Source organism: Lysobacter sp. Soil_C_15 (assembly GCF_057657315.1).
Map to the genome: position 1 here is coordinate 277,424 of NZ_JBDGIR010000002.1, position 25,294 is coordinate 302,717.

19 protein-coding genes are annotated in these 25,294 nt (G+C 68.6%); 17 read left to right on the forward strand and 2 right to left on the reverse strand.

Going from position 1 to position 25,294, the window contains the following annotated elements; genetic code table 11:
- The first annotated feature begins 34 nt into the window (after nt 1-34).
- Together AC3A57_RS05170 and AC3A57_RS05175 are read left to right on the forward strand one after the other, a co-directional pair.
- Nucleotides 35-1,432 carry a metal-dependent hydrolase family protein gene (locus AC3A57_RS05170; RefSeq protein ID WP_487577918.1) on the forward strand — a complete coding sequence of 466 codons (1,398 nt, stop codon included), beginning with the start codon at nt 35-37 and terminating at the stop codon, nt 1,430-1,432.
- Nucleotides 1,429-2,085 carry a LysE family translocator gene (locus tag AC3A57_RS05175; protein ID WP_487577919.1) on the forward strand — a complete coding sequence of 219 codons (657 nt, stop codon included), beginning with the start codon at nt 1,429-1,431 and terminating at the stop codon, nt 2,083-2,085. The genes AC3A57_RS05170 and AC3A57_RS05175 overlap by 4 nt, the downstream gene beginning before the upstream one ends.
- A gap of 125 nt (nt 2,086-2,210) precedes the next feature.
- Here the strand turns inward: AC3A57_RS05175 and AC3A57_RS05180 are convergent, their stop codons facing one another.
- On the reverse strand, nt 2,211-3,263 hold the full coding sequence (locus AC3A57_RS05180) for a CmpA/NrtA family ABC transporter substrate-binding protein (RefSeq protein WP_487577920.1): 1,053 nt from the start codon (nt 3,261-3,263) through the stop codon (nt 2,211-2,213).
- A 7-nt stretch (nt 3,264-3,270) separates the two neighbouring features.
- A complete protein-coding gene (locus AC3A57_RS05185; RefSeq protein WP_487577921.1) occupies nt 3,271-3,846 on the reverse strand; it encodes an ANTAR domain-containing response regulator in 576 nt (191 codons plus the stop codon).
- Between the two features lie 583 nt (nt 3,847-4,429).
- Between AC3A57_RS05185 and tssA the strand changes: the two genes are divergently transcribed.
- From tssA to tssK, 15 genes are all read left to right on the forward strand, one after another.
- Nucleotides 4,430-5,473 (forward strand): type VI secretion system protein TssA, encoded by a 1,044-nt coding sequence (tssA, locus tag AC3A57_RS05190; RefSeq protein ID WP_487577922.1) that lies wholly within the window; start codon nt 4,430-4,432, stop codon nt 5,471-5,473.
- A gap of 54 nt (nt 5,474-5,527) precedes the next feature.
- Nucleotides 5,528-6,118 carry a type VI secretion system contractile sheath small subunit gene (tssB, locus tag AC3A57_RS05195; RefSeq protein ID WP_487577923.1) on the forward strand — a complete coding sequence of 197 codons (591 nt, stop codon included), beginning with the start codon at nt 5,528-5,530 and terminating at the stop codon, nt 6,116-6,118.
- Between the two features lie 46 nt (nt 6,119-6,164).
- A complete protein-coding gene (gene tssC / locus AC3A57_RS05200) occupies nt 6,165-7,685 on the forward strand; it encodes a type VI secretion system contractile sheath large subunit (RefSeq protein ID WP_487577924.1) in 1,521 nt (506 codons plus the stop codon).
- A gap of 41 nt (nt 7,686-7,726) precedes the next feature.
- The gene (locus AC3A57_RS05205) at nt 7,727-8,209 is read left to right on the forward strand and encodes an Hcp family type VI secretion system effector (RefSeq protein WP_487577925.1); all 483 of its coding nucleotides are present in this window, start codon (nt 7,727-7,729) and stop codon (nt 8,207-8,209) included.
- Between the two features lie 261 nt (nt 8,210-8,470).
- Nucleotides 8,471-9,004: a type VI secretion system baseplate subunit TssE gene (gene tssE, locus AC3A57_RS05210; RefSeq protein WP_487577926.1), complete on the forward strand. Its 534-nt coding sequence runs from the start codon at nt 8,471-8,473 to the stop codon at nt 9,002-9,004.
- A gap of 1 nt (nt 9,005) precedes the next feature.
- Nucleotides 9,006-10,871: a type VI secretion system baseplate subunit TssF gene (gene tssF, locus AC3A57_RS05215; RefSeq protein ID WP_487577927.1), complete on the forward strand. Its 1,866-nt coding sequence runs from the start codon at nt 9,006-9,008 to the stop codon at nt 10,869-10,871.
- Nucleotides 10,868-11,962, forward strand: a complete 1,095-nt coding sequence (gene tssG, locus AC3A57_RS05220; RefSeq protein ID WP_487577928.1) for a type VI secretion system baseplate subunit TssG — start codon at nt 10,868-10,870, stop codon at nt 11,960-11,962. The genes tssF and tssG overlap by 4 nt, the downstream gene beginning before the upstream one ends.
- A complete protein-coding gene (tssH, locus tag AC3A57_RS05225) occupies nt 11,959-14,664 on the forward strand; it encodes a type VI secretion system ATPase TssH (RefSeq protein WP_487577929.1) in 2,706 nt (901 codons plus the stop codon). Before tssG ends, tssH begins: the two co-directional genes overlap by 4 nt.
- Complete coding sequence (locus AC3A57_RS05230) at nt 14,661-17,570, forward strand: type VI secretion system Vgr family protein (RefSeq protein WP_487577930.1); 2,910 nt, start codon at nt 14,661-14,663, stop codon at nt 17,568-17,570. Before tssH ends, AC3A57_RS05230 begins: the two co-directional genes overlap by 4 nt.
- 80 nt (nt 17,571-17,650) lie before the next feature.
- Entirely contained in the window at nt 17,651-20,221 is a 2,571-nt protein-coding gene (locus AC3A57_RS05235; RefSeq protein ID WP_487577931.1) for a DUF2169 family type VI secretion system accessory protein, read from the forward strand.
- A complete protein-coding gene (locus AC3A57_RS05240) occupies nt 20,218-21,288 on the forward strand; it encodes a pentapeptide repeat-containing protein (RefSeq protein ID WP_487577932.1) in 1,071 nt (356 codons plus the stop codon). Before AC3A57_RS05235 ends, AC3A57_RS05240 begins: the two co-directional genes overlap by 4 nt.
- Before the next feature lie 11 nt (nt 21,289-21,299).
- Nucleotides 21,300-21,980: a DUF3540 domain-containing protein gene (locus AC3A57_RS05245; protein ID WP_487577933.1), complete on the forward strand. Its 681-nt coding sequence runs from the start codon at nt 21,300-21,302 to the stop codon at nt 21,978-21,980.
- A gap of 62 nt (nt 21,981-22,042) precedes the next feature.
- On the forward strand, nt 22,043-22,429 hold the full coding sequence (locus AC3A57_RS05250) for a DUF4150 domain-containing protein (RefSeq protein ID WP_487577934.1): 387 nt from the start codon (nt 22,043-22,045) through the stop codon (nt 22,427-22,429).
- Between the two features lie 50 nt (nt 22,430-22,479).
- The gene (gene tssJ / locus AC3A57_RS05255) at nt 22,480-23,913 is read left to right on the forward strand and encodes a type VI secretion system lipoprotein TssJ (RefSeq protein WP_487577935.1); all 1,434 of its coding nucleotides are present in this window, start codon (nt 22,480-22,482) and stop codon (nt 23,911-23,913) included.
- Nucleotides 23,910-25,277 (forward strand): type VI secretion system baseplate subunit TssK, encoded by a 1,368-nt coding sequence (tssK, locus tag AC3A57_RS05260; protein WP_487577936.1) that lies wholly within the window; start codon nt 23,910-23,912, stop codon nt 25,275-25,277. Before tssJ ends, tssK begins: the two co-directional genes overlap by 4 nt.
- The last annotated feature ends 17 nt before the right edge of the window (nt 25,278-25,294 follow it).

The following is a 25,294-nucleotide window of genomic DNA, read 5'->3' on the forward strand; positions in this document are numbered from 1 at the left end:
CGATTCCGTCAGGCACTTTCATATCGGACGGTTGATGTTACATCTACTCAAGATAGCGCGGTGGGCGCCGGCGCTGCTGTCGCTGGCCCCCTCGACCGCACTGGCCACGCCCGCCGAAAACGGCTCCGGCGGCGCTGACGGCACCGCGCTGCGCGCCCTGCACTGCGGCCGCCTGGTCGATGTCGACCGCGGCCAGTTGCTCGGCCCGACCACGGTGCTGGTGCGCGATGCGCGTATCGCCCAGGTGCTGCCCGGCCGCGTCGCCCCCTCCGGCGCGCAGGTCGTGGACCTGAGCGACGCGACCTGCCTGCCCGGCCTGATCGACGCCCATGTCCACCTGTCCGACCAGGTCGGCCCGGCCAGCGCGGTCGAGAAGTTCCGCCTCGACATCGCCGACTATGCGGTCCGCTCGACCCGCTATGCGCGCGACACGCTGCTGGCCGGCTTCACCACGGTGCGCAACCTGGGCGACAACGCCTACGAGACGGTGGCCCTGCGCGACGCCATCGCTGCGGGCTACGCGATCGGCCCGCGCATCCTCACCGCGGGCGTGCCGATCGGCTCCACCGGCGGCCATGCCGACCCGACCAACGGCTATCGCGCCGATCTGGCCGGCGACCCGGGCGTGGCGCAGGGAGTGATCGACGGCGAGGACGATGCCCGCAAGGCGGTGCGCGAGCACTACAAGCGCGGCGCCGACGTAATCAAGCTGATGACCTCGGGCGGTTTCCTGAGCGAAGGCGCCAGCGCCGACAACGCGCAGATGACCGTGGCCGAGATCAAGGCCGTGGTGGCCGCGGCCCGCGACTACGGCTTCAAGGTCACCGCGCATGCGCACGGCGCCGAAGCGATCCGCCGCGCGGTGCTGGGCGGCGTGGATTCGATCGAACACGGCACCTACGTCGACGAGCAAGGCCTGCGGCTGATGAAGGCGCACGGCACTTGGTTCGTGCCCACCATCAGCCCCAATGCCTACACCTTCGACAAGGCCGACCAGTCCGGCTATTTCCCCGCGGTGGTGGCGGCCAAGATCAAGGCGGCCGGCTTGCGCAATCTGCAGACCACGGCGCGCGCCTACCGGGCCGGGGTGAAGATCGCCTCCGGCAGCGATGCCGGGGTGTACCCGCACGGCGAGAACGCGCGCGAACTGCAGTTGCTGGTGCAGGCGGGGCTGCCGCCGATGCGCGCGATCCAGGCCGCGACCCTGCACGCGGCGCAGATGCTGGGCATCGACCGCGAGACCGGCACCGTCGCCGAGGGCAAGCAGGCCGACATCGTCGCGGTGGCCGGCGATCCGGTCGCCGATATCGGCCTGCTGCGGCGGATATCGTTCGTGATGAAGGGCGGGCAGGTGTATCGCGACGATCCGGCCGGCGGTCGCGACAGCGCGGCGCATCCGGCCGCGGCCGACAGCCCTCCCGCAACGCCATGATCGACGCGCCGATGTTGGCCTGGTTCGCGGGCGCCGCGACGGCGGTGATCGTGGTGCCCGGCCCGACCACCCTGCTCGCGCTGAGCCACGGCAACACCGGCGGGCTGCGCCTCGCCGGCTTCGGCATCGCCGGCGCCGCCCTGTCCGATCTGATCCTGATCGGCGCCGTCGCCGTCGGCCTGGGATCGGCGGCGATGGCCTCCACCGCCGTGTTCCTGGCGATCAAAAGCTTCGGCATCGCCTATCTGGTTTGGCTGGCGCTGCAGCTATGGCGCACGGCGGACAGCGCGATCGCCGAGGATCCGCCGCAGGATCTGCCCAAAACGCCGACGCCCGCACCGACACCCGCAGGCGCCTGCGCATTCGTGCGCTGCCTGGCGGTGGCGCTGGGCAATCCGAAAGGCTGGCTGTTCTTCTGCGCCTTGCTGCCTCAGTTCGTACGCGACTCGCAGCCGTTGTGGCCGCAGTACGCGCTGCTGGCCCTGGTGTTCGTCGCGATCGATGTTCTGGTCATGGGCGCCTACGCGCTGGCAGGCGCCAGCGCGGCCCGGCGGTGGCGCGCGCGTGGGCTGCGGCGGATCCATCGCGGAGCGGCGCTGGTGCTGCTGGGACTGGCGGCGGCCCTGGCCTTGCATCGGCAATCGGACGGGTGAGGCTCGGCCGCGCATCGACCCTTCATGGGCCGACCGGCACGTCCAGTCTCCACCTCCGCCGTCGGCTCGCTTGAGTCGCAACACCGGCACGCACCATCGGCGGCTGTCGCGGCCGACGCCGCTCCCTACCAGGCGACGGGGTCGGGGCGTTCGACCGATGCGGGGACGGCAATGCCCAGGCGCTGCGCGGCGGCACGATAACTATCGAGCCGATGCAGGTCGGCCAAGCGGGTTTCCTCCTCGTCCGCCGCGGCCGGCACCAGCCAGCCCCAGCGGCGGAACTGGCGCAGGAACCAGCGCCCGTCCGAACGCCGCGGCGGGTTGACCTCGCCGTCGCCGTGGAAGCGCAGCGCCGACGGGTCGGTCGGCGGCTGCGCCAGCAGGCAGTCGGCGATCGTCGCCGCCGGCAGACCGATCGCCTCCGGTTGCGCCAGCCAGGCCACGGCCTCGCGCCGGTTCTGCGGCTCGTCGAGCCAGCGGCAGGCTTCCAGCACCGCGGCGGTCAGCGCCGTCGCCGTATCCGGCTGCAAGGCGGCGAACGCGCGCCGGCAGGCCAGCACCTTTTCCGGATGCCCCGGCCACAACCGGCCGCTGGGCAACGCGACCGCACCCGCATGCGCGGCAATGGCCTCGGCGGCCCAAGGCTCGCCGGCGCAGAACCCGTCGAGTTCGCCGCGCGCCAACGCCTGCGGCATCTGCGGCGGCGGCAGGGTCAGGCTGCGCACCTCGCGCAGCGGGTCCACGCCCTGCCCGGCCAACCAGCCGTACAGCCACATCGCGTGGGTGCCGGTGGGAAAGGTCTGGGCGAACACCGGCACGCGCGGCAGCGTCGCCAGGGCGGCGCGCACGTCGCGGCCCTGGGCCAGCGACGCGGCCAGCGACGAGGACAGCACGATCGCCTGGCCGTTGTGATTGAGCGTCATCAGCACCGCCAGGTCGGCCTGCGGCCCGCCGATGCCGGCGTCGACGCCGTAGACCAGTCCGGCCAGGGCCTGCGCGGCGTCGAGTTCGCCCGACAGCAGCTTGTCGCGCAGAGCGGCCCAGGAGGCCTGCCGCTGCAAGCGCAGGCGCAGGCCGTGGCGACGATCGAAGCCGAGCCGGGCCGCGACGATCAGCGGCGCGCAGTCGATCAGCGGCAGATAGCCCAAGCTCAGGGTGACGTCGGTGCTCTCGCTCATCGGCTCCTCATCCCAGCAGTTCGGCCAGGTCGATGATCCGCCGCGCCACGTCGGCCAGCCTGGCGCCCTGCTTCATCGCCTGCTGGCGCAGCGCGGCATAGGCCTGCGCCTCGCTCATGCCGCGCTTCTCCATCAACAAGCCCTTGGCGCGGTCGATCAGCTTGCGGTCGAGCAATTGCTGCTGGACCTGGTCCAGGCGCTGGCGCAGGTCGGCCTGATGCTCGAAGCGCGCCATCGCGACCTGGACGATCGAAGCCAGCCGCTCCGGCGCCAGGCCGTCGACCACATAAGCGGCGACCCCGGCACCGACCGCGGCACGGATCAGACGCTCGTCGCCGTCGGCGGAGAACATCACCACCGGCCGCGGCGCATGCGCATGCAACATCGCCAACTGCTCCAGGGCGTCGCGCGAAGGCGAATCGACGTCGACGATGACCACGTCCGGGCGCTCGGTCTCGACCGCACGCAGCAGGCCGCAGGTCGTCGCGACTTCACCCAGCACCTCGTGCCCGGCCGCCTGCAAGACCGCGCGCAGTTCGCCGATCGGCTTGTCGGTGTCGGTGACCAGCAGCACACGCGGCATCGCGGGACAGTCCGATGGGGTACGGCCCCATGTTGCCATGCAACATGAGCGGCGCAACAGCCGCGCCGCGACCGGCCCCGCCAGCCGGCGCCCGCCCGTCCCCGACACTCCCGGCATGCGGTGGACCGGACTTTGATACTCGCGCGGCGGCATCGCGTATTCATGAAAAGAAAATACCGGCGCCGCCGGCCAATATCGGCCAGATAAACAATTCCACAAGCGGTCACAAATATCGCTACCGTGCGCTCGCGCAGGGAAATAATGTTCAACATTTACTATTCAGCGCAAATTCATTTTGCAAAAATTGGTGTTTGAGCCGAATGTGACATCGGCCTAAATGTGCCTAGCAATATTCATGCGCCCCTATAAGAAATTACGCATCGACACACCAGCTAAGCGCGGATTTCGTGCAACGCCATAACGGAATTCATCGCCCCCTAACAAGACTCATTCAGCCTCGTGAAAAGTGATTCGAATCACGCAAGCCCCTTCAGTCGCGCTCGTTGCCGAGCCGCCACCGCGATTGTTATCCATATCAATAGGCGACCGGACGCTCGGTCGCGACAGGGACAGGGGAAGGGAGATGGTGCTTCAGGACGCCGGCGGGCTGGACGCGCTGATCAACGAATATTCCCGTTCGGATGCCCCTTGCGGGGACGATCTCGAATATGACGAGGAATATCTGCATATTCTGCGTCTGGCCGCCGGCCGCGAAGAGCGACAATATGGCGCCGCGGTGATTCCGGCCGAGCCGCCGGACTGGAACGAGGTCGAGCGGCGCGCGCTGCAACTCAGCGCGCGCACCAAGGACCTGCGCATCGCCGCGCTGATCGCCCAGGCCAAGCTCGAGCGCGACGGGCTGCCGGGGCTGGTCCAGGGCCTGGAACTGATCGCCGCCTGGCTGGACCGTTACTGGTCCGACCTGCACCCGCGCCTGGACGCGCTCGACGACCACGATCCGCTGCCGCGCCTGAACGCCGTGGCCGGCTTGAGCGACCCCACGGGGATGGCGCGTTCGCTGCGCAATGCGCCGCTGCTGCGCGACCGGCGCGGCGCCACCATCAGCGTCCGCGATGCCGCGGTCGCGGTCGCGGTGGTCAACTCGACCGCGCTGGCGACGAGCGAGCAGGCGGCGTTGATCGGGCAATTGCGCCGCGCCCATGCCGAGGGCCAAGCCGACGTCGCCAGCATCCCGGCGGTGCTGGCGGCGCTGGCGCGGATCAAGGCGCGCTTCGCGCTCGAACTCGGCGCCGAGTCCATTCCCGACTTCAGCCCGATCGAGCAACCGCTGCACACGATCGAAACCGTGTGCGCGGTCGCCGAGGAATCGCCCGCCGCCATCGCCGCCGACGCCACCGCGCAGGCCGAGCCCGGCGCCGACAGCGCCGCCGCGCCGCACGATCCCGCGGCGCTGCAGCTGCGCTCGCGCCGCGACGTCGCCGCGGTGCTGGAACTGGCCAGCGCCTACCTCGAGCGCCACGAACCCAGCCACCCCGCCCCGCTGCTGATCCGGCGCGCGCTGCGGCTGATGGACATGAGCTTCTACGACATCGTGCGCGAACTCGCCCCGGCCAGCCTGGGTCAGGTCGAAACCGTCGCCGGCATCGCTCCCGCACCCGCCGACTGATCGGCGCGCGCTCCGCCCCACCCCGCCCTTTCAAGCCGAACCAGAGGAATCGCCGTGGTCAACACCAACATCAAGAAGGGACTCAAGCAGAAGTCCGGCGGCCAGAAATTCATCGGCCGCAACCGCGCGCCGCGCGTCCAGATCGAATACGACGTCGAGCTGTACGGCAGCGAGCGCAAGGTCGAAATCCCCTTCGTGATGGGCGTGATGGCCGACCTGGCCGGCAAGTCCAGGACCCCGCCGAAGAACCTGGAGCAGCGCCAGTTCCTGGAAGTGGACATCGACAACTTCGACGAGCGGCTCAAGTCGGTGGCGCCGCGGGTCGCCTTCCAGGTGCCGAACAAACTCACCGAGGGCGACGACATCCTGGTCGACGTCACCTTCGAAAGCATGGACGACTTCTCGCCGGCCCAGGTCGCGCGCAAGGTCGAACCGCTGAGCCGCCTGCTCGAGGCCCGCATCCAGTTGGCCAACCTGCTGTCCTACATGGACGGCAAGAACGCCGCCGAAGAACTGATCGCGCGCGCCTTGCGCGAACCGGCGCTGCTGGCCGCGCTGGCCAATTCGCCCAAGCCCGCGGCCGTCGCCGACGCGCCCGCCGCGGCGGACGAAACCGCGCCCGACGCCGATCACAGCGCCGACTGAACCCCGCATCGCTCCGCGGCGCCGCCGCCGAGCCAGGACATCGCCGATGAAGACCCAGACCCAAGCGATCGAGAACAAAGCCGCCGCGCGCGCGGTGCACGCCGCCGACGCCCTGCAGGCGGACGATTTCTCCAGCCTGCTGTACCGCGAACTGCGGCCCAAGACCGACCAGGCCAAGCAGGCCGTCGAAAGCGCGGTGCGCACCCTGGCCCAGCAGGCGCTGGAGAACGCCGTCACCGTGTCCTCCGACACCTACCAGACCGTACAGGCGATCATCGCCGAGATCGACCGCAAGTTGTCGGAGCAGATCAACGCCATCCTGCATCACCCCGAGTTCCAGCAGCTCGAATCGTCCTGGCGCGGCCTGCACTACCTGGTCAACAACACCGAGACCAGCGAGACCTTGAAGATCCGCTGCATGCCGATCAGCAAGAAGGAGCTCAGCCGCGTGCTCAAGCGCTACAAGGGCATCGGCTGGGACCAGAGCGCGATCTTCAAGAAGATCTACGAAGAAGAATACGGCCAGTTCGGCGGCGAGCCGTTCGGCTGCCTGGTCGGCGACTTCTATTTCGACCACAGCCCGCAGGACGTGGAAACTCTGGGAGAAATGGCCAAGATCGCCGCGGCGGCGCACTGTCCCTTCATCGCCGGCGCGTCTCCGGCGGTGATGCAGATGGACTCCTGGCAGGAGCTGGCCAATCCGCGCGACCTGACCAAGATCTTCCAGAACACCGAATACGCCTCCTGGCGCAGCCTGCGCGAATCGGAGGATTCGCGCTACATCGGCCTGGCCATGCCGCGCTTCCTGGCCCGCCTGCCCTACGGCATCCGCACCAGCCCGGTCGACGACTTCGATTTCGAAGAGGACACCGAGGGCGCCAGCCACGCGCGCTACGCCTGGATCAACTCGGCCTACGCTATGGCGACCAACATCAATCGCTCGTTCAAGTCCTACGGCTGGTGCACCTCGATCCGCGGCGTGGAATCCGGCGGCGCGGTCGAGAACCTGCCAACCCACACCTTCCCGACCGACGACGGCGGCGTGGACATCAAATGCCCGACCGAGATCGCGATCAGCGACCGGCGCGAGGCCGAACTGGCGAAGAACGGCTTCATGCCCTTCGTCTACCGCAAGAACTCCGATTTCGCCGCCTTCATCGGCGCCCAGTCCCTGCAGCGGCCGTTCGAGTACACCGACACGGAAGCCACCGACAACGCCAAGCTCTCCGCGCGCCTGCCGTATCTGTTCGCCTGCTGCCGCTTCGCCCACTACCTGAAGTGCATCGTCCGCGACAAGGTCGGCGCGTTCCGCGAACGCGCCGAGATGGAGACCTGGCTCAACGACTGGATCATGGGCTACGTCGATGGCGACCCGGCGAATTCGTCCCAGGACACCAAGGCCCGCAAACCGCTGGCCTCGGCCGAAGTCATCGTGGAGGAAGTCGAGGACAACCCGGGCTACTACAGCGCGAAGTTCTTCCTGCGTCCGCACTACCAGCTGGAAGGCCTCACGGTCTCGTTGCGACTGGTATCCAAGCTCCCCTCGCTGAAGGAAGGCGTCGCCTGAGACGCCATTGGCAAGCAATCACTCACTGAAGAGGAAACGAAATGGCAATCGACATGTACATGCGCGTCGACGGCGTGGTCGGCGAAGCGAAAGACGCCAACCACCGCGGTTGGAGCAACGTGCGTTCCTACGGCTGGGGCGCCAAGCAACCCGGCAGCATGGCCACCGGTTCCGGCGGCGGCACCGGCAAGGCCAGCTTCAACGACCTCAAGGTCACCGCCGTGATCGACAAGGCCGCGCCGGCGATCCTCAAGTACTGCGCCAACGGCCGCCATCTGCCGTCGGTCGAAATCTCGGTCTGTAAGGCCGGCGGCACCCAGGTCGAGTACCTGCGCATCACCCTCAACGAAGTGCTGGTGACCGCGGTCGAACACAACGCCGACCACGACAGCGACGCGATCCTGATGGACTACACCTTCCAGGCGGCCAAGGTCACCAAGCAATACTGGGAGCAGACCGACCAGGGCACGCGCGGCGGCGAAAGCGTGCTGACCTGGGACATCAAGCAGAACCGCGAAATGTAAGACCCGCCGTTTCCGACCCGCTCGGCATCGGCGTCCCCCGCTGCCGCTCATGCATCGAAGGCTGGACCGGGTCGGGTCCAGCGCGTTCCGGGACTCCGGGACGGTGTCGGTGGGCCGCATCCAGCGGCCGTTCCCCCTCGAAGACGGTCACCGACCGCCGGTCCGCTCCGGCGTCGCCGGAGGCTGCCTCCGACACCGTTCCGGAGCCTTTTCCGCTCCCTCCCCATCCGCTCCATCACCGTATCGACCCAGGCCGACCGCATGACTCCATTCGCGCCCGCGCTGCTCCCGACCGCTCCGACCCGCAGGGCCGGCGGCGAGGCCAGCCTGCTCGACCGGCTCACCGATCGTTCGGCCGAGCGCAAGGGCGCGCCAGAGGTCGATCCGTCGGCACCTTCGCGCCTGCGCGACGCGCTGCTGCGCGATCTGAGCTGGCTGCTCAACACCGCCAACCTGGAAGCGGACATCGATTTCGACGCGTATCCGCACGCGCGCCGTTCGGTGATCAACTTCGGCATCAGCGCCTTGGCCGGCATGCGCATGTCCGAGGTCGAATGGGACGACATCGAACGCACCATCCGCGCCGCGATCGTCGATTTCGAACCGCGCATCTGCGCCGGGTCGCTGCAGGTGCGCTGCCTGTCCGAGTCCGGCGCGCGCGCGATCGGCAACGTGCTGAGCCTGCTGATCCAGGGCGACGTGATCTCGCCCGACCGCGCCACCGCATTCTCGTTCCGCTCCGAGATAGACCTGGAAAGCGGCCACATCTCGCTGCGCGCGCAACGGGCCGAATGACATGGACGCGCGCCTGCTGCACTACTACAACCGCGAACTGGCCTATCTGCGCGAACTCGGCGCCGAGTTCGCCCAGCTCCACCCCAAGGTCGCCGGCCGGCTCGGACTGGGCGAAGGCGAAAGCGCCGATCCCTACGTCGAACGCCTGCTGGAAGGGTTCTGTTTCCTGACCGCGCGGATCCAGCTGAAGATGGACGCGGAGTTTCCGCGCTTTTCCCAGCGCATGCTCGACGTGGTCTATCCCGGCTATCTGGCGCCGACGCCGTCGATGGCGATCGTCGCCTTCGAGCCGAACGTGCGCGAAGGCAATCTGCGCGCCGGCTTCACCCTGCCCGCCGGCACCGCCGTGCAGGCCAAGCCCGACAGCGAGCGCCAGACCGCCTGCGAGTTCCGCACCGCCCATGCCGTCACCCTGTGGCCGCTGCGCCTGAGCGCGGCCTCGTTCGCGGGCGAGCCCGGCGATCTGCCGCTGGCTGCGCTGGGCCTGGCCCGGCGGGTGCGCGGCTGCTTGCGTCTGCGCCTGGAGACCCAGGGTTCGATGCCGCTGCGCGAACTATCGCTGGAACGCCTGGCCCTGCATCTCAGCGGCCCCGACCGCGAGGCCTCGCGGCTGCTGGAATGGCTGTTGTGCCGGACCGTGGCCGTGGTCTGCCACGACCCCGAACGCCCGCTGCGCTGGCATCACTTGCTGGGCGCCGACGCGCTGCGCCACGACGGCTTCGAAGCCGACGAGGCGCTGTTGCCGACCGGGCCGCGCGGCTTCCAGGGCTATCGGGTACTGCAGGAGTACTTCGCCATGCCCGCGCGCGGCCTGTTCCTCAGCCTGCACGGGCTGGGCCCGGCGATGCAGCGCGCGCAAGGCCGGGCGATGGAGATCAGCCTGCTGTTCGACGCCGCCGACCCCGAGCTGGAAGCGAGCGTCGGCAGCCACAGCCTGGCCCTGCACTGCACGCCGATCGTCAACCTGCAACGCAAGACCAGCGACCGCATCCCGGTATCGGCCCAGCGTTACGAGCACCACCTGGTGCCGGACCGGACCAAACCGCTCGACTACGAGGTCTATAGCGTCGAGAAGGTCGTCGGCCACAGCCCCCGCGGCGGCGAGAAGTGGCAGTTCCATCCGTTCTACAGCTGCCTGCGCGACGGCAGCGAACAAGGCCGGTTCTTCTCCCTGCGCCGCGAGCCGCGCATCGCCGGCGCGCCCTCGCAAGCGGCGCAACCGCGTTCCCGCTACGCCGGCAGCGAAGTGTTCCTGAGCCTGGTCGACGCGCAGGAAGCGCCGCATGCCGACGAGCTGCGCCAGTTGTCGGTGGAGATGTGGTGCAGCAACCGCGACCTGCCGATGCGCCTGCGTCCGGCCGAACACGGCCTGGGCCTGCGCGTGTCGGCGCCGGTGGCGTCGATCCGACTGCTGCACGGCCCGACACCGCCGCGTCCGGCGCTGGCCGAAGGCGAAGCGGCGTGGCGGTTGATCAGCCATCTCGGCCTCAACCACCTGACCCTGACCGATCTCGACGAGGTCCAGGGCGCGCAAGCGTTGCGCGAGCTGCTTGAGCTGTACGCCGGCCGCCCGGGTTCGGCCCTGCACCGGCAGATCCAGGGACTGCGCTCGGCGCGGCTGGAGCCGGTGCACCGGCCGATGCCGACGCTGGGGCCGATCGTGCTCGCGCGCGGGGTGCGGATCGAGATCGGCCTGGACGAAACCGCCTTCAGCGGCGCCAGTCCCTATTTGCTCGGTTCGGTGCTGGAACAGTTCCTGGCCCGTCACGTGGCCTTGAACAGCTTCATCGAGCTGGCCTTGCACAGCCTGCAACGCGGCCCGCTGCACCAATGGCCGCCGCGGCTGGGACGGAGGCCGGTGGCATGAACGCCGCGACCGAACTGGTCCCGCTCGACCGCAACGCCGGCGCCGACTCGGCGGACTTCTGGCGCCGGCTGGCGCAGGCCCCGCACGAGTACGACCTCTATCACCTGCTGCGCTGGCTGGACGCGCGCATGGACCATCGGGCGCCGCTGGGCCGCGCCGCGCGGCCGGCCGAAGAGCCTTTGCGCCTGGGCCAGGAACCCGGCCTGGCCTTCGCGCCCTCGACCCTGGCCGGCGTCGAACTGGGCGTCGGCCCGGCGCCGAAGCTGTCGATCTTCAGCTTCGGCCTGTTCGGCCCGAACGGCCCGCTGCCGCTGCATCTCACCGAATACGCCCGCGACCGTGCCCGCCACCACAACGATCCGGCGATGAGCCGCTTCGCCGACCTGTTCCACCATCGCCTGATCCTGTTGTTCTACCGGGCCTGGGCCGATGCGCAGGCCACCACCAGCCTGGATCGCGGCCTGCGCGGCGGCGCGCGCTTCGGCGACTACATCGCCAGCCTGATCCACCTGGGCCAGCCCGGCCTGCGCGGCCGCGACCGCATCCCCGATCACGCCAAGCTGTTCATGGCCGGCCACCTGAGCCGCCAGACCCGCAACCCGGAAGGCCTGCAGCAGATCCTGGCCACCTACTTCGGCTTGCCGGTACGGATCCGCGAATGGGTCGAGACCTGGATCGCGGTGCCGCCGGCGCGCCGCACCCGGTTGTGCGGCCGCGGCGCCGCGCAGCCGCTGGGCAGCGGCGCGGTGCTCGGCGCGGCGGTGCGCGACGTGCAGTCGACGTTCGAGATCGTGATCGGCCCGCTGTCGCTGAACGACTACCGCAAGCTGCATCCCGACGCCGAAGCGACGCGCGAAATCCTGCAGTGGGTGCGCAACTACGTCGGCCTGGAGTTCGCCTGGCGGGTACGCCCGGTGCTGGCCCGGGACCAGGTCCCGCCGGCGCAACTCGACGGCAGCGCGCGCCTGGGCTGGGACGCCTGGCTGGGCCAGCGCCGCGCCGACAGCGACGCCGACGATCTGACCTATTCGCCCGAACAGCGATCGGCCGCCGCCACCGCTGCGGCCGCAGCCCCCTGGAACCGACCATGACCCATATCAGCCGTAAAACGCTCTACGCGCGGCTCAACCCGTTCCTGCTCGGCACGCTCGAGTCGGCGACCGCGTTGTGCAAGCTGCGCGGCAATCCCTATGTCGAACTCTCGCACTGGCTGCACCAGATCGCCCACGAGCACGACAGCGACCTGCATCGCCTGGCCCGGCATTTCTCCCTCGACTGGGCGCGCCTGACCGCCGACATCAACGCCTCGCTCGATCGCCTGCCGCGCGGCGCCAGCGCGATCGCCGACTTTTCCAGCTTCATCGACGAAGCGGTGGAACGGGCCTGGGTCTACGCCAGTCTGTTGTACGAACAGGCGCAGATCCGCAGCGCCCACTTGCTGGCCGGCATGCTCCAGTCCGGCGGCCTGCGCCAGGTGTTGTGCGGAATCTCCGGCGAACTGGCCAAACTGCAGCCCGACGCGCTGCTGGAGCGGCTGCCCGAGGCGGTGGCCGGCTCGCGCGAGCAACCGGCTAGCGCCGACGCGACCGCCGCGCCGGCCACGACCGCAGCCGGCGCGCAGGAAAAATCGGCGCTGGCGCGCTACGCGGTCGACCTGACCGCGCGCGCCCGCAGCGGCGGCATCGACCCGGTGGTCGGCCGCAACGACGAGATCCGCCAGGTCATCGACACGCTGATGCGCCGGCGCCAGAACAACCCCTTGCTGACCGGCGAGGCCGGGGTCGGCAAGACCGCGGTGGTCGAAGGCCTGGCCTTGCGCCTGGTCAGCGGCGACGTGCCGCCGCCGTTGCGCGGCGTGCGCCTGTGCGCACTCGATCTGGGCCTGCTGCAGGCCGGCGCCGGGGTCAAGGGCGAGTTCGAGCAGCGCCTGCGCCAGATCGTCGAGGAAGTCGAAGGCAGCGCGCAGCCGACGGTGTTGTTCATCGACGAGGTCCACACCCTGATCGGCGCCGGCGGCGCCAGCGGCACCGGCGACGCCGCCAACCTGCTCAAGCCGGCGCTGGCGCGCGGCCAACTGCGCACCATCGGCGCCACCACCTGGAGCGAGTACAAGAAACACATCGAGAAGGACGCCGCGCTGAGCCGCCGCTTCGAAGCGATCCAGGTTCCGGAACCGTCCGAACCGCAGGCGCAGGACATGCTGCGCGGCCTGGCCGGGCGGCTGGAGTCGCATCACGGCGTACTGCTGCTGGACGACGCCATCGCCGCGGCGGTGCGGCTGTCGCATCGCTACATTCCCGCGCGGCAGTTGCCGGACAAGGCCATCGCCCTGCTCGACACCGCTTGCGCGCGGGTTGCGCTGAGCCAGCACGCAGCGCCGTCTCAGGTCGAAGCGCTGCGCCAGCGGATCGACGCGCTCGACATCGAACTGAGCCGGGCCCGGCGCGAATGCGCGATGCAGGCGGGCGACCCGGCACGCCCCGAGCGCCTGGACGCCGAACTGCGCGAACACCGCCGGCGGCTCGACGAGTTGGTCGCGCGCTGGCAACGCGAGCGCGATTTGGCCGAACGCATCGCCCAGACCCGCACCGCGCTAGAGCGGCTGGACCGCGCGGACCCGAGCGCGGCCCCAAACCCGGACGCGCCGGACGCGCCGGCCGATCCGGACCAGGACCGCGCCGCCGCATTGCGCAGCTCGCTCGCGCAGGACCAGGCGGAGTTGCGCGACCTGCAGCATCCGGCGCCGCTGGTGACCCCGGCGGTCGACGCAGATGCGGTCGCCGCGGTGCTGGCCGACTGGACCGGCATCCCGGTGGGGCGCATGGTCAAGGACGAAGCGCAGGCGGTGCTGGTGCTGACCGAAACCCTGCAACGCCGGGTGCTCGGCCAGCTCGACGCGATGCAGGCGATCGCCCGCCGGGTGGAGATATCCCGCGCCAAGCTCGACGACCCCGGCAAGCCGATCGGCTGCTTCCTGTTGTGCGGCCCCTCCGGCGTCGGCAAGACCGAAACCGCGCTCGCCCTGGCCGAAGCCTTGTACGGCGGCGAGCAGAATCTGATCACGCTCAACATGAGCGAATTCCAGGAAGGCCACTCCGTCGCCACCCTGCGCGGCTCGCCGCCGGGCTACGTGGGTTACGGCGAGGGCGGCGTGCTGACCGAAGCGGTGCGTCGGCGGCCGTACAGCGTGGTGTTGCTCGACGAGGTCGAGAAAGCGCACCCGGACGTGCTGGAAGTGTTCTACCAGGTATTCGACAAGGGCTGGATGGAGGACGGCGAAGGCCGCCGCATCGATTTCAAGAACACCATCCTGATCCTGACCTCCAACGCCGGCGACGAGCTCATCGCCCAGCGCCGCGGCGACGATGCCGCCGCCCTGGCGCCGAAGCTGCACGACGAGCTGTTGCAGGTTTTCCCCGCGGCCTTTCTCGGCCGGCTGACGGTAGTGCCCTACCGTCCGCTCGACGACGACACCCTCGGCCGCATCGTGCGCCTGCAGTTGGACCGTTTGGTCGAACGCATGCGCGCCGCTCACGACATCGGCTTCGTCTACGGCGAAGACGCGGTCGACGCGATCCGCGAGCGCTGCGTGCAACGCAGTTCCGGCGGCCGGGTGATCGAGTCGGTAATCGTCGACACCGTGCTCCCGCCGATCAGCCGCGCGGTCATCGCCGCGATCGCCGACGGCAGGCCGCTGCAAGCGGTCGAGCTGCACGACCAGGGCGGAACCCTCGTCCACCGCTTCTTCCCCTCCCCCATCGATTCCTCACTCGCACTGACGGACCCGGCATGAACAGAGTCGTCGTCGCACATACCCCCCTGCCCGCGGACAGCCTGCGCTTTCGGCGCCTGCGCGGCACCGAGCAACTGTCGTCGCTGTACGAGTTCGCCGTCGAACTGGTTTCGGAAGACCCGACCGTCGACATGAAGTCCCTGCTCGGCAAACCCCTCACTCTCGAGATACAGACCCAGAGCCGCGATCGCCGCCATTTGTGCGGCCAGATCGTGCGTTGCGAACTGAGCGGCCGCGAAACCGAGACCCCGCGCAGCTACATCTACACCCTGACCCTGCGCCCCAGCCTGTGGTACCTGACCAAGACCATCGACTGCCGGATCTTCCAGAACAAGAACGTGCTGGACATCCTCGACGAGGTGTTCTCCAAGTACGGATTTCCGGTGGAAAAACGCACCTCCGCCAGCTACCGGAACTGGGAATACTGCGTCCAGTACCAGGAAACCGACTTCGCCTTCGTCAGCCGGCTGATGGAGCACGAAGGCATCTACTACTACTTCAAGCACGAGATGGGCCAGCAGACCCTGGTGCTGGCCGACGAGTTGGGTTCGCACGACGAGCTTCCCGGCTACGCCACCCTGCCGTACATCGCCCACGACCGCCTGGCGCTGCAGGACGAACCCGGCATCGACCAGTGGCGCAGCGCCGAGGAAGTGCGCTCCGGCGCCTACAGCATCGACGACTACGACTTCAAGAAGCCCGCCGCCAAGCTCGGCCAGTCGCTGGCTCATCCGATGGAGCACGACCACGCCCAGTTCGAGAAGTACATCTGGCAGGGCGGCTACATCGAGGCCGACCAGGGCACGCACTATGCGCGCATCCGGCTGGAGGCCGAGCAGGCCGAGCATGCCCGCATCCGCGCCCACAGCACCGTCCGCGCGATCGCGTGCGGCGCGCTGTTCTCGCTGACCGGTTGTCCGCGCGACAACGAAAATCGCCAATATCTCATCGTCGCGGTCGACTACGACCTGCGCGAAGGCGGCTACGCCACCGGCAGCAACGACGCCCGCTACGACATCGACTTCACCGTGCAGCCGGCGCAACTGCCGTTCCGCGCCGCCTGCGTCACTCCCGTGCCCAAGGCGACCGGCCCGCAGACCGCGGTCGTGGTCGGTCCGCCGGGGCAGATCATCTGGACCGACCAATACAGCCGGGTCAAGCTGCAGTTCCGCTGGGACCGCTACGGCAACAGCGACGAGAACAGCTCGTGCTGGGTGCGCGTGTCCGACGCCTGGGCCGGCACCAATTACGGTTCGGTGCATGTGCCGCGCATCGGCCAGGAGGTGGTGGTCGACTTCCTCAACGGCCAGATGGATCGCCCGCTGATCACCGGGCGCATCTATAACGCCGACCAGATGCCGCCGTTCGAGATGCCGGTCTCGTGCACCCAGAGCGGCTTCGTCACCCGCACCCCGGGCGGCGGTCCCGAAAACGCCAACATGCTGCGCTTCGAGGACAAGCAGGGCAGCGAACAGGTGCGGCTGCACGCCGAGCGCGACTACGACGCCTCAGCCGAGCACGACTCGACCCTGACCGTCGCCAACAAGCTGCTGTTCACCGTCGGCAGCATCCTCACCCCGCACGACGGCGCGCAGAGCCCCTTGCCGATGATCGACGGCGCCGCGGCCGGCAACTTTCCCAAGCCGTCCGCGGTACAGGCGCCGAGCGGCGCCGAAGCCACCACGGCGGCGGCGCGCACCCAGCAGCAGCAGTCGGCGAGCGCGGCCGCAGCCAATGCCGCCGCCGCCCAGGGTGTGCAGATGCCGCCGCCGAAAGCCAAATCCGCGGCTGCGGGTGCGGCGTCCGCGGGCGCGGGCGTTTCTGCCGGTTCCGGTGGTACCGGTAGTTCCGGTAGCTCCGGCGGCTCCGGCGGCTCCGGCAGCGGCGTGTCGACGTCCTCGACCGGCGTCAGCGTGTCGCGCACCGGAGCCTCGTTCTCGTCCACCGGTCTGAGCATGTCCAGCACCGGCGCCTCGTTCTCGTCTACTGGCCTCAGCGCTTCGGCCACCGGCGCCTCGTTCTCCGCCACCGGGGCCAACGTGTCGGCCACCCTGGCCGACATCAGCGCCAAGATCGCCAGCGCCTCGGTGACCATGTTCAGCGTCTCAGTGCAGGGATTCACCATCAACGTGACTCTGGGCGGCACGATCTCGGTGACCACCGGCTGCGCGATCAGCGTGCTCAACGGCAGTTCGTTCTCCGACGTCAACGGCAACACCAGCAGCTTCGTCAACGGCAACTCGACCAGCGTGGTCATCGGCAATACCGATTCGTCGGTGATCGGCAACACCGCCTCGCTGGTTTGCGGCAACTCGACCTCGGTGCTGGAAGGCAGCTCGCATTCGACCACCATCGGCAGCACCTGGTCGTTCGTGGAAGGAAGCACCACCTCCACCGTCGTCGGCAGCACCATGTCCACGGTGCAAGGCAGCACCCGCTCGCTGGTGGTCGGCAACACCGATTCGACCGTCGAGGGCAGCACGCGCTCGCTGGTGGTCGGCAACAGCGACTCGACCACCGAGGGCAACATCAACTCGACCACGGTCGGCAACGTCACCACCACCACCCTATCCAACGACACCAGCCTGACCGTCGGCAACAAGACCGCGACCACGATCGGCAACAAGACCGAGCTGACGGTCAGCAACACCACCTCGACTTACATCGGCAACACCAACGCGTTGACCGTCGGCAGCAGCCAGAACGTCAAGATCGGCGCCAGCACCAACATCAACGCCACCCACGACACCAGCATCAACACCTCGACCCTGGGCATCACCGGCAGCTCGATCAGCATGACCGGCTTCAGCTTCAGCATCACCCAGGTCGGCTACAGCCAGACCATCGTCGACCTCAAGGACATGCAGAGCTCGGTCGAAATGGTGGGAAACAAGATGATCATGTGAAACCGAACTCATCCGTTCCGGGCGGCGCCGACGCGCCGCCCGCCCACCTCCTGCGCTTGCGCACCCCGAACGCATCGACGATGAAAACGACCAAGCCTACCCACCTCAGCTATCTCACCCGCTGCTTTCGCGACCGCGGCAGCGAACACTTCGGCCTGGCGGTAGCGGCGCTGGTCAATCTCGGCGCCAAACCCAAGCTGGGCTCGGACCAGGATCTGTGGCGCCTGGTCGGCGAAGAGGTCTCGCCGATGCCGCTCGACGAAGCGGTGCCCAAGGGTTGCGCCGAGTATCTGGTCAGCGGCTACGCCTATCCGGAGCCCGGCCAGGCCAACGCCGAACGCGGATTCGTTCGGGTGCGGTTCGCCGGCTTGGATAAGCAGCTGCAGGTGCACGGCGATCGCTGCTGGCTGAACGCATTCGAAACCAGCGACCCGATACCGTACGAACGCATTCGGCTGGACTGGCAGCATGCCTACGGCGGTTCGGGCTACGACGCCAATCCCGACGGCATCGGCGCACCCGGCGCCGCCACCGGCGAAACCGGGCTGCGCCGCGCGCCGAACGTGGAATACGCCGACTACGCCCAGTCGCGCGCCGGCGTCGAAGCGGCACCGGCCAGCTTCGCGCCGCTGCCGCCGGCGTGGCCGCAGCGAAGCGAGTTGTACGGCCGGGTCGACGATCACTGGCTGCAGCACGACTACCCCGGCCTGCCGCGCGATCACGACCGCCGCTACTACAACCTTGCGCCGGCCGATCAGCGACTGGCCGACAGCGTCGCCTTCCCCGTCGCCGCCGAGTACGAAATTGTCGGCATGCACCCCGATCGCGCGCGCCTGCAGGGACGCTTGCCGGCGCTGAAGGCTCGCGCCTTCGTGCAACGGCGCGGCGGCGGCGAGTTGGAAGAAATTCCGCTGCACATGGGCACGGTCTGGTTCTTTCCGCACCGCGAACAGGCGATCATGATCTTCCACGGCCAGGCGACGGTCGAGGCCTTCGACGCCAGCGACCTGTCCGGCTTGTTGCTCGCCGGCGAACAAGACGGCCAGGAGCGGCCGTTGTCCTGGTACCGGCAGGTGCTGCAATGGCGCAACGACCCCAAGCATGGTGCGTTGTATTGCTTGCGCGACCGCGATCTGCTGCCCACCGAGCTGTTGCCGGAACCGCCCGCGGTCGCAAGCGGCGGCGTCGAGTCCAAGCTGCAACGCGAGCTGGACCGAGCCAAGCGTCAGTTGCGCGAAGTGCCGCCGCCGAGCCACGGCGTCGACGCCCTGCCCGATCCGGAGCTGACCGTGCCGGCCCTGCCGACGGCCGATGCCCTGCCGGAATTCGCCTTGAAGACCCAACGCCGCGCAGAACGCGAACTCGAAGCGCTGCGCAAGATTTCCACCGACGCCCTGGCCGAAGAACATACCGAACGCGCGCGAGCCGCCGCCGCTCCGCACGGCAAGACCGTGACCGTACCGCCGGCGCCGCACGGGCCGCCGAAATTGGCTCGGCCCGACCTGGACGCGCTCGCGGATCGGGCACCGAACGCGGCCGACCGCGCCGCGCTGGACAGTCGCCTGCAACGCTGCGAGACCGATCTTATCGCTGGCTATCGCTGGTCGGCCCAGCATCAGAAACCCGCGCCGCGACTGGACGCGGCCGCCTCCCAGACGCTGCGCGAACGCGTCGCCGCACTGCATGCGCGCGGCGAACCCCTGGCCGGACTCGACCTGACCGGCGCCGACCTGCGCGGCATGAACCTGCACGGCGCCCACCTAGACAGCGCGCTGATGGAAGGCGCCGACCTGTCAGACGCCGACCTGTCCGGCGCCAGGCTGGACGACGCCGTGCTGGTTCGTTGCGATCTGACCCGCACGCGCCTGTCGGCAGCGGTCGGCAAGCGGGTCAATTTTTCCCAGGCCATCTGCGAAAAAACCGATTTCAGCCTGTGCGAACTGAAGGAAGCCAACTTCGAGGCGGCGAAGCTACAGCGCTGCCGGTTCTCGTCCGCCAGCCTGGATCGCTGCCGCTTCGATCGCGCCATCCTCGAAGCAATCGATTTCAGCTCCGCCAAGCTCAGCCATCTGATGCTGATCGGCAACACCTTGCGCGATATCGACTTTCGCAGGGCTCGACTCCGCAAAATCGTATTCATGCAATGCCGCTTGCACGACATCGACCTATCGGAATCCGACATCGAGAACCTCGCCCTGAACGACACCCGAGCAGAAGGCGATACCCGCCTGGTCCGCGCCCAGTTGCGCAAGGCCGCGCTGGGCGGCGCTGAGTTGCCTCGCGCCAACTTCAGCCAGGCGCAGCTGGCCGAGGTCAACTTCCGCGGCGCAAATTTGCGCGGCGCGCGCTTCGTCGCCGCCCAGGTGCGCGCGAGCGATTTCACCGACGCAAACCTGAGCGAGTCCGATTTGAGCCGAATCAAGATCCACGACGGCCTCCTGGTGCGCACCATTCTGCGCGGCGCCGACCTCAGCTCGTCCGACCTGATCGGCGCCTACATGCGCGGCGCGCGGTTGGAGGGCGCCGACCTGGACATGGCCAACTTGTTCCGCGCCCATCTCTCGGAAGTGACGCTCGACCAAGGCACCCGACTGCGCGATACCTACCTAGAGAAGAGCATCGCCTATCCGGTGCGGGAGCGCGCCCCATGAGTCCTGAACTGTGCGCCCTGCTCGAACACCTGGCCGAAAACAGCGCCGTATCGGAGCTGGCCCTGCACGGCGCCGATCTGCGCGGCGCGAACATCGCCGGCGCAGCGTTCGACCGGATCGATTTCTCCCATGCGCAACTGCAGCACGCGCGCCTGGTCGACTGCGTGTTCCACGACTGCCGATTCGACAGCAGCGACCTGGAATCGGCGTCCCTGCGCGCGTGCCGGTTCGACCGCGGCCGCTTCGGCCAATCGCGCTGGGCCCAGGCGCAGTTGGAGGAATGCGTATTCCACGAGGCCAGCGCGGCCGGGATCGATTTGCGGAGTGCGCGCGTCCTCCAGAGCCAGTGGTTCAACGGCGACCTGCGCCAGGCGATACTGCGCGATGCCTCGCTCGAACGCAGCATTTTCGCCGCAACCGCTTTGGAACAGGCGGACCTGCAATCGGCGCAGTTGCGCCAAGTCGGGTTTGATCGGATCGACGCGCGCAACGTGGACATCGCCGGCGCGACGCTGGACCAGGTCGCGTTCTTCGACTGCGACCTCAGCGGCAAAGTGCTTCGCGGCCAACGCATGCCCCGCAGCCAACTCGTACGCACGCGATTGGCTGGCGTCGACCTCTCCGGGGCCGACCTGACCCAGAGCAATTTCCAGGGCGCCGACCTTCGCGGCGCGCGACTGGAGGCCGTAGCCGCCGCCTACGCCAACTTCTGCGGCGCCGACCTGAGCGATGCGCGCTGCCAGTCGTCCTATTTCGCCAACAGCCTGTGGGTGGAAACGCGCCTGGACCGCGCCGACCTGAGCGGCTCCGACTTGGAATCGGCATCGATGCTTCGCGCCAATGCGGTCGGCGCCAGCTTCTCTCGCGCGCGCCTCAAGCATACCGACCTGTCCTACGCGGATTGCTCGGAAGCCGACTTCGGCGGCGCCTCGTTCTCAGCTACGCGCGTTCACCGCGCCACTTTGCCGCGCGGCCCGTGGCGCCGGCAACCCGGCGTGATTTTCCAAGACGCGGACCTGTATGCGGCCGAAGCCTGGTCGCAACGCCGCGATGCCATCTACGAATGAAGGAGTCCGTCATGTTGCAAGAACAGGAAAGCGCTACATCGGTGTTCGCCGAGTTGCTGCATCACGAAGAATCCCCCTGGGCCGGCGCGGTCAACGTGCTTGCGACCGACGAGCGAGGAGACATCGTTATCGATCGCCAAGGCCGACGGCTGCATTGTCGTCGCGCCCATAGCTGCCTGACGCCCCCAGAAGCCGACGACCGTGTCTGGGTCGTCTCCGATGGGCGCAGCGAACATTACGTCTGCGCGGTTCTGCACCGTCCCGATGCGGGCCCGGTTCGATTGCAAGTCCAGGGCGACATGGAGCTACGGGCGATCGGCGGCCAGTTGCGCCTGCATGGCGACACGCGCCTCGTTCTGCGCAGCGACGAGGAACTGCATGCCGACGCCGGAACGCTGGCTTTCGCCGCCCGCGAAGCGAGCGTAGAGGCCGATGCCGCGCAAGTTCGCTGCGGCCGGATCGAGACCCGGGTCGGGTTGTGGCGACTGGTCGGGCGCGTACTGGAGTCGGCCGCCGAACGTATCGTCCAGGCCAGCCGCCATAGCGTGCGCAAGATCGAAACCGTCGATTACTTGCGTGCCGGACAGATCGATTACGCCGCCGCCACCGATGCGCGGCTGCATGCGGATCACACCATCGTCACCGCCGCCAAGTTGGCCAAGCTAGACGGCGAACAAGTGCATATCGGCTGATCGACGCTCGCCTGCAAGCCCTGCTCTGGCTTTCCCTCCGCTTCCGCATCAGGACCTCCGCCATGCCCACGCCGGCCAATACGACCTCAAGCGGCTTTTGCTTCGCCATATCGGTCAACCTGACCATCGTTCTAGTGCCGGTTCCGTTCCCAAACATGGGACAGAGAAGCAGCGCCGCACCCAACGTCCTGAACATCTTCATCGTCAACGCCCTGGCCTGCAACGTAGCCACGATCATCATGGTCAGCGTCGGCGACCAACCCGGCGTCGTGGGCGGCGTTGCCTCGGGGACCGTCGGCTCGACCTGCCAGAACATCAAGGGATCCAGCAAGGTCAGCGTCGGCTGCATGCCGGCGACCTGCCTTTCCCACCCCACTCGACAGAATTCCACCAACACCATCGGCTTCGATGCGTCGCCTTGCCAGGTCAAGGTGTTCTTTTCCACCTGAGCCCATGCCGGCCGTTGCCGTCCGATCCCCATAAAACGATGCGATCCGCCATGAACCCGTTCGCGCGTCTGTTGCCCCTGCTCTGCGCTCTTCTTTCGGCCGGCTGCGCCGGCCTGAAAACCCAGGTCGCGCCGCCCTACGACCTGGACATCCGCGTCGCCGCCGACGCCAACCGCAACGCGCGCGGCGAGGCCGCGCCGGTGCTGGTCGCGATCTACGAGCTCAAGGCCGATACGACGTTCGCCAACGCCGACTATCCGCAGTTGCAGGACGACGACAAGACCGCGCTCGGTCCCGACCTGCTGGGCGGCGAGCAGCTGATCCTGCACCCGGGCGAGCAACGCCGGCTGCGCCGCAAGGGCAATGCCGAAGCGCGCTTGCTCGGCATCGCGGTCGGCTATCGCGAGCAGGGCAAGCCATGGAAGGCGACACTCGCCCTGCCCTCGGCCAAGGACAAGTATTTCCAAATCAAGTCGGGCCGCCGGTTGCTCCAAGTCGATATCGGCGCTGGCGGGCTGCGGTTGCTAGCCGACCGACGCGATCGGCCCGAGCCGGCCCCACCGCGCGTGCGCGCCGGCGCCGCGCCGCGCTCGACCAGCGACGCCCGCGCGATCGCGCAAAGGCGCAACGCAGCGGCCGGACCGCGGCCTGAGCAAGCGGCGCGCAATCCGTCGCAATCGCCGCCGCGCGCGGCGCGCGCGGCGAAAGCGGCTACGAAGATCGCATCGGCGATCGCCGAAACGACGTCGAAAGCCGCTTCGACGACCGCCGGGGCCACTTCGAAGATCGCTTCGACGATCTCCACCGCGACGTCCAAAACCGTACCGACGGCACTTCCGGCAGGTTCGAAAGCGATCTCAACGATAGCCACGGCAACGTCCAAGACCGTCCCGACGCCTGCGTTGCCGAGTTCGAAAGCCGCCTCGGCCGTCACTTCGGCGTCGTCGAAGGCTGCCTCGGCGATCGCTGCGACGGCCGCGAAGACCGCCCCGCCGGCCGCCGCTGCGACTTCGAAGGCCGCTTCGACCATCGCCGAAAAGATCTCTAAGGCCGGCCCGACGTCCGCGGCGAACGCATCGAAGACGGCTACGGCGACCTCGAAGGCCGCTTCGTCGAACTCCACGACGGCCTCGACGGAGTTCCCGCAGGCCGCAGCGCCAACGTCGAAGTCCGCCGCAACGACTTCGAAGAAGGCACCGGCAGCCGCTACGGCAACGGCAGAGACCGCCACGGCCGCTACCGCCGCGACGGCTTCTAAGAGCACTCCCGCCACCGCTGCGGCAACGCCCAAGACCGCGCCGGCGGTCGGCACGGCCGCTGCGCGGACCAAACCGAAGACCGATTCGCGAAAGCGTTCGCGAGCGTCCGCGCCCGCCCAGCCGCAACCGCCCGCTTATCCGCAGATGTACCCCGCCGACGCCATACCTACGCCAGCGCCTGCGTCCTCTCCCTCGTCCTCACCCAGCCAGCGGAACCGCAAATGACTTCCAGCGAATCGCCGATGAAGGACGCGCACCTGGCGCGCAGCAAAGTCGTCTGGTCGGAGGGCATGTACCTGCGGCCGCAGCATTTCCAGCAGCAGGAGCGCTATCTGGAGAGCTACGTCCAGCAGCGCTGCCTGGGCCAGCAGGCCTGCTTCTGGGGCTATTGCCACTACGACATCGATCGCGACGCCCTGGCACTGGGCAAGATCGTGCTTGCCTCGGCGCGAGGAGTCATGCCCGACGGTACGCCGTTCCAGTTCGCCGGCGGTCGCGAAGCGCCGCCGCCGCTGGAGGTGGCGCCGGGCTGCCGCGACGAGCTGGTGGTGCTGGCCCTGCCGCTGCAACGCCAGGGCGGCGAGGACCTGATCTACGTCGACAACGAGCAATCGCTGGCGCGCTACACCGTCCAGGCCTGCGACATGGCCGACAACAACGCCGTCGCCTTCGGCCCGGCCAACATCCAGGTCGGCCGGCCGCGCTTCCGCCTGGTGCCGGCCTCGCAACTGGGCGCGGAATGGCAGGCGCTGGGACTGACCCGCGTGCTCGAGCGACGCAGCGACAACTCGCTGCGGCTGGATCCGCGCTATATCCCGCCGATGCTCAGCGCCAACCAGAGCGCGCCGCTGGCCGGCTTCGTCAACGAACTTCACGGACTGCTGGAACAACGCGGCGAAGCGATGGCCCACCGGCTCTCGCAGACCGGCCGCGGCGGCGTCGCCGAGGTCGCCGATTTCCTGCTGCTGGAGCTGATCAACCGCAGCATGGCCGATACCTGGCATGCGCTGAACCTGGACGGCCTGCACCCCGAACGCCTGTTCCGCGACTGGCTGCGGCTGGCATTCGACCTGTCCACCTATACCACCGCCGAACGCCGCCCCGGCGTGCGCCCGACCTATCGCCACGACGAGCTCAGCGCCAGCTTCGAACCGCTGATGGCCGAACTGCGCCGTTCGCTGTCGACCGTGCTGGAACAGAACGCGATCGCGATCGAACTGCAGGAGCGCGCGCCGCGGGTGTGGGTCGCGCAGATCCCCAGCGTCGAACTCATCCGCACCGCCGGCTTCGTACTCGCGGTCAACGCCAGCGCGCCGGCCGACGTCGTCCGCACCCGCTATCCGGCCCAGGTCAAGATCGGCCCGGTCGAACTGCTCAACGACCTGGTCCACCTCCACTTGCCGGGCATCGGCATCCGCAGCCTGCCGGTCGCGCCGCGGCAGATTCCCTATCACGCCGGCTACCACTACTTCGAGCTGGATACCGGCAGCGAACTGTGGCGGCAGATGGAAACCTCCGCCGGCCTGGCCCTGCACTTCGCCGGCGATTTGCCCGGCCTGAGCATGGAGTGCTGGGCCATCCGCAACTGACGCATCGCGCCCCTCCG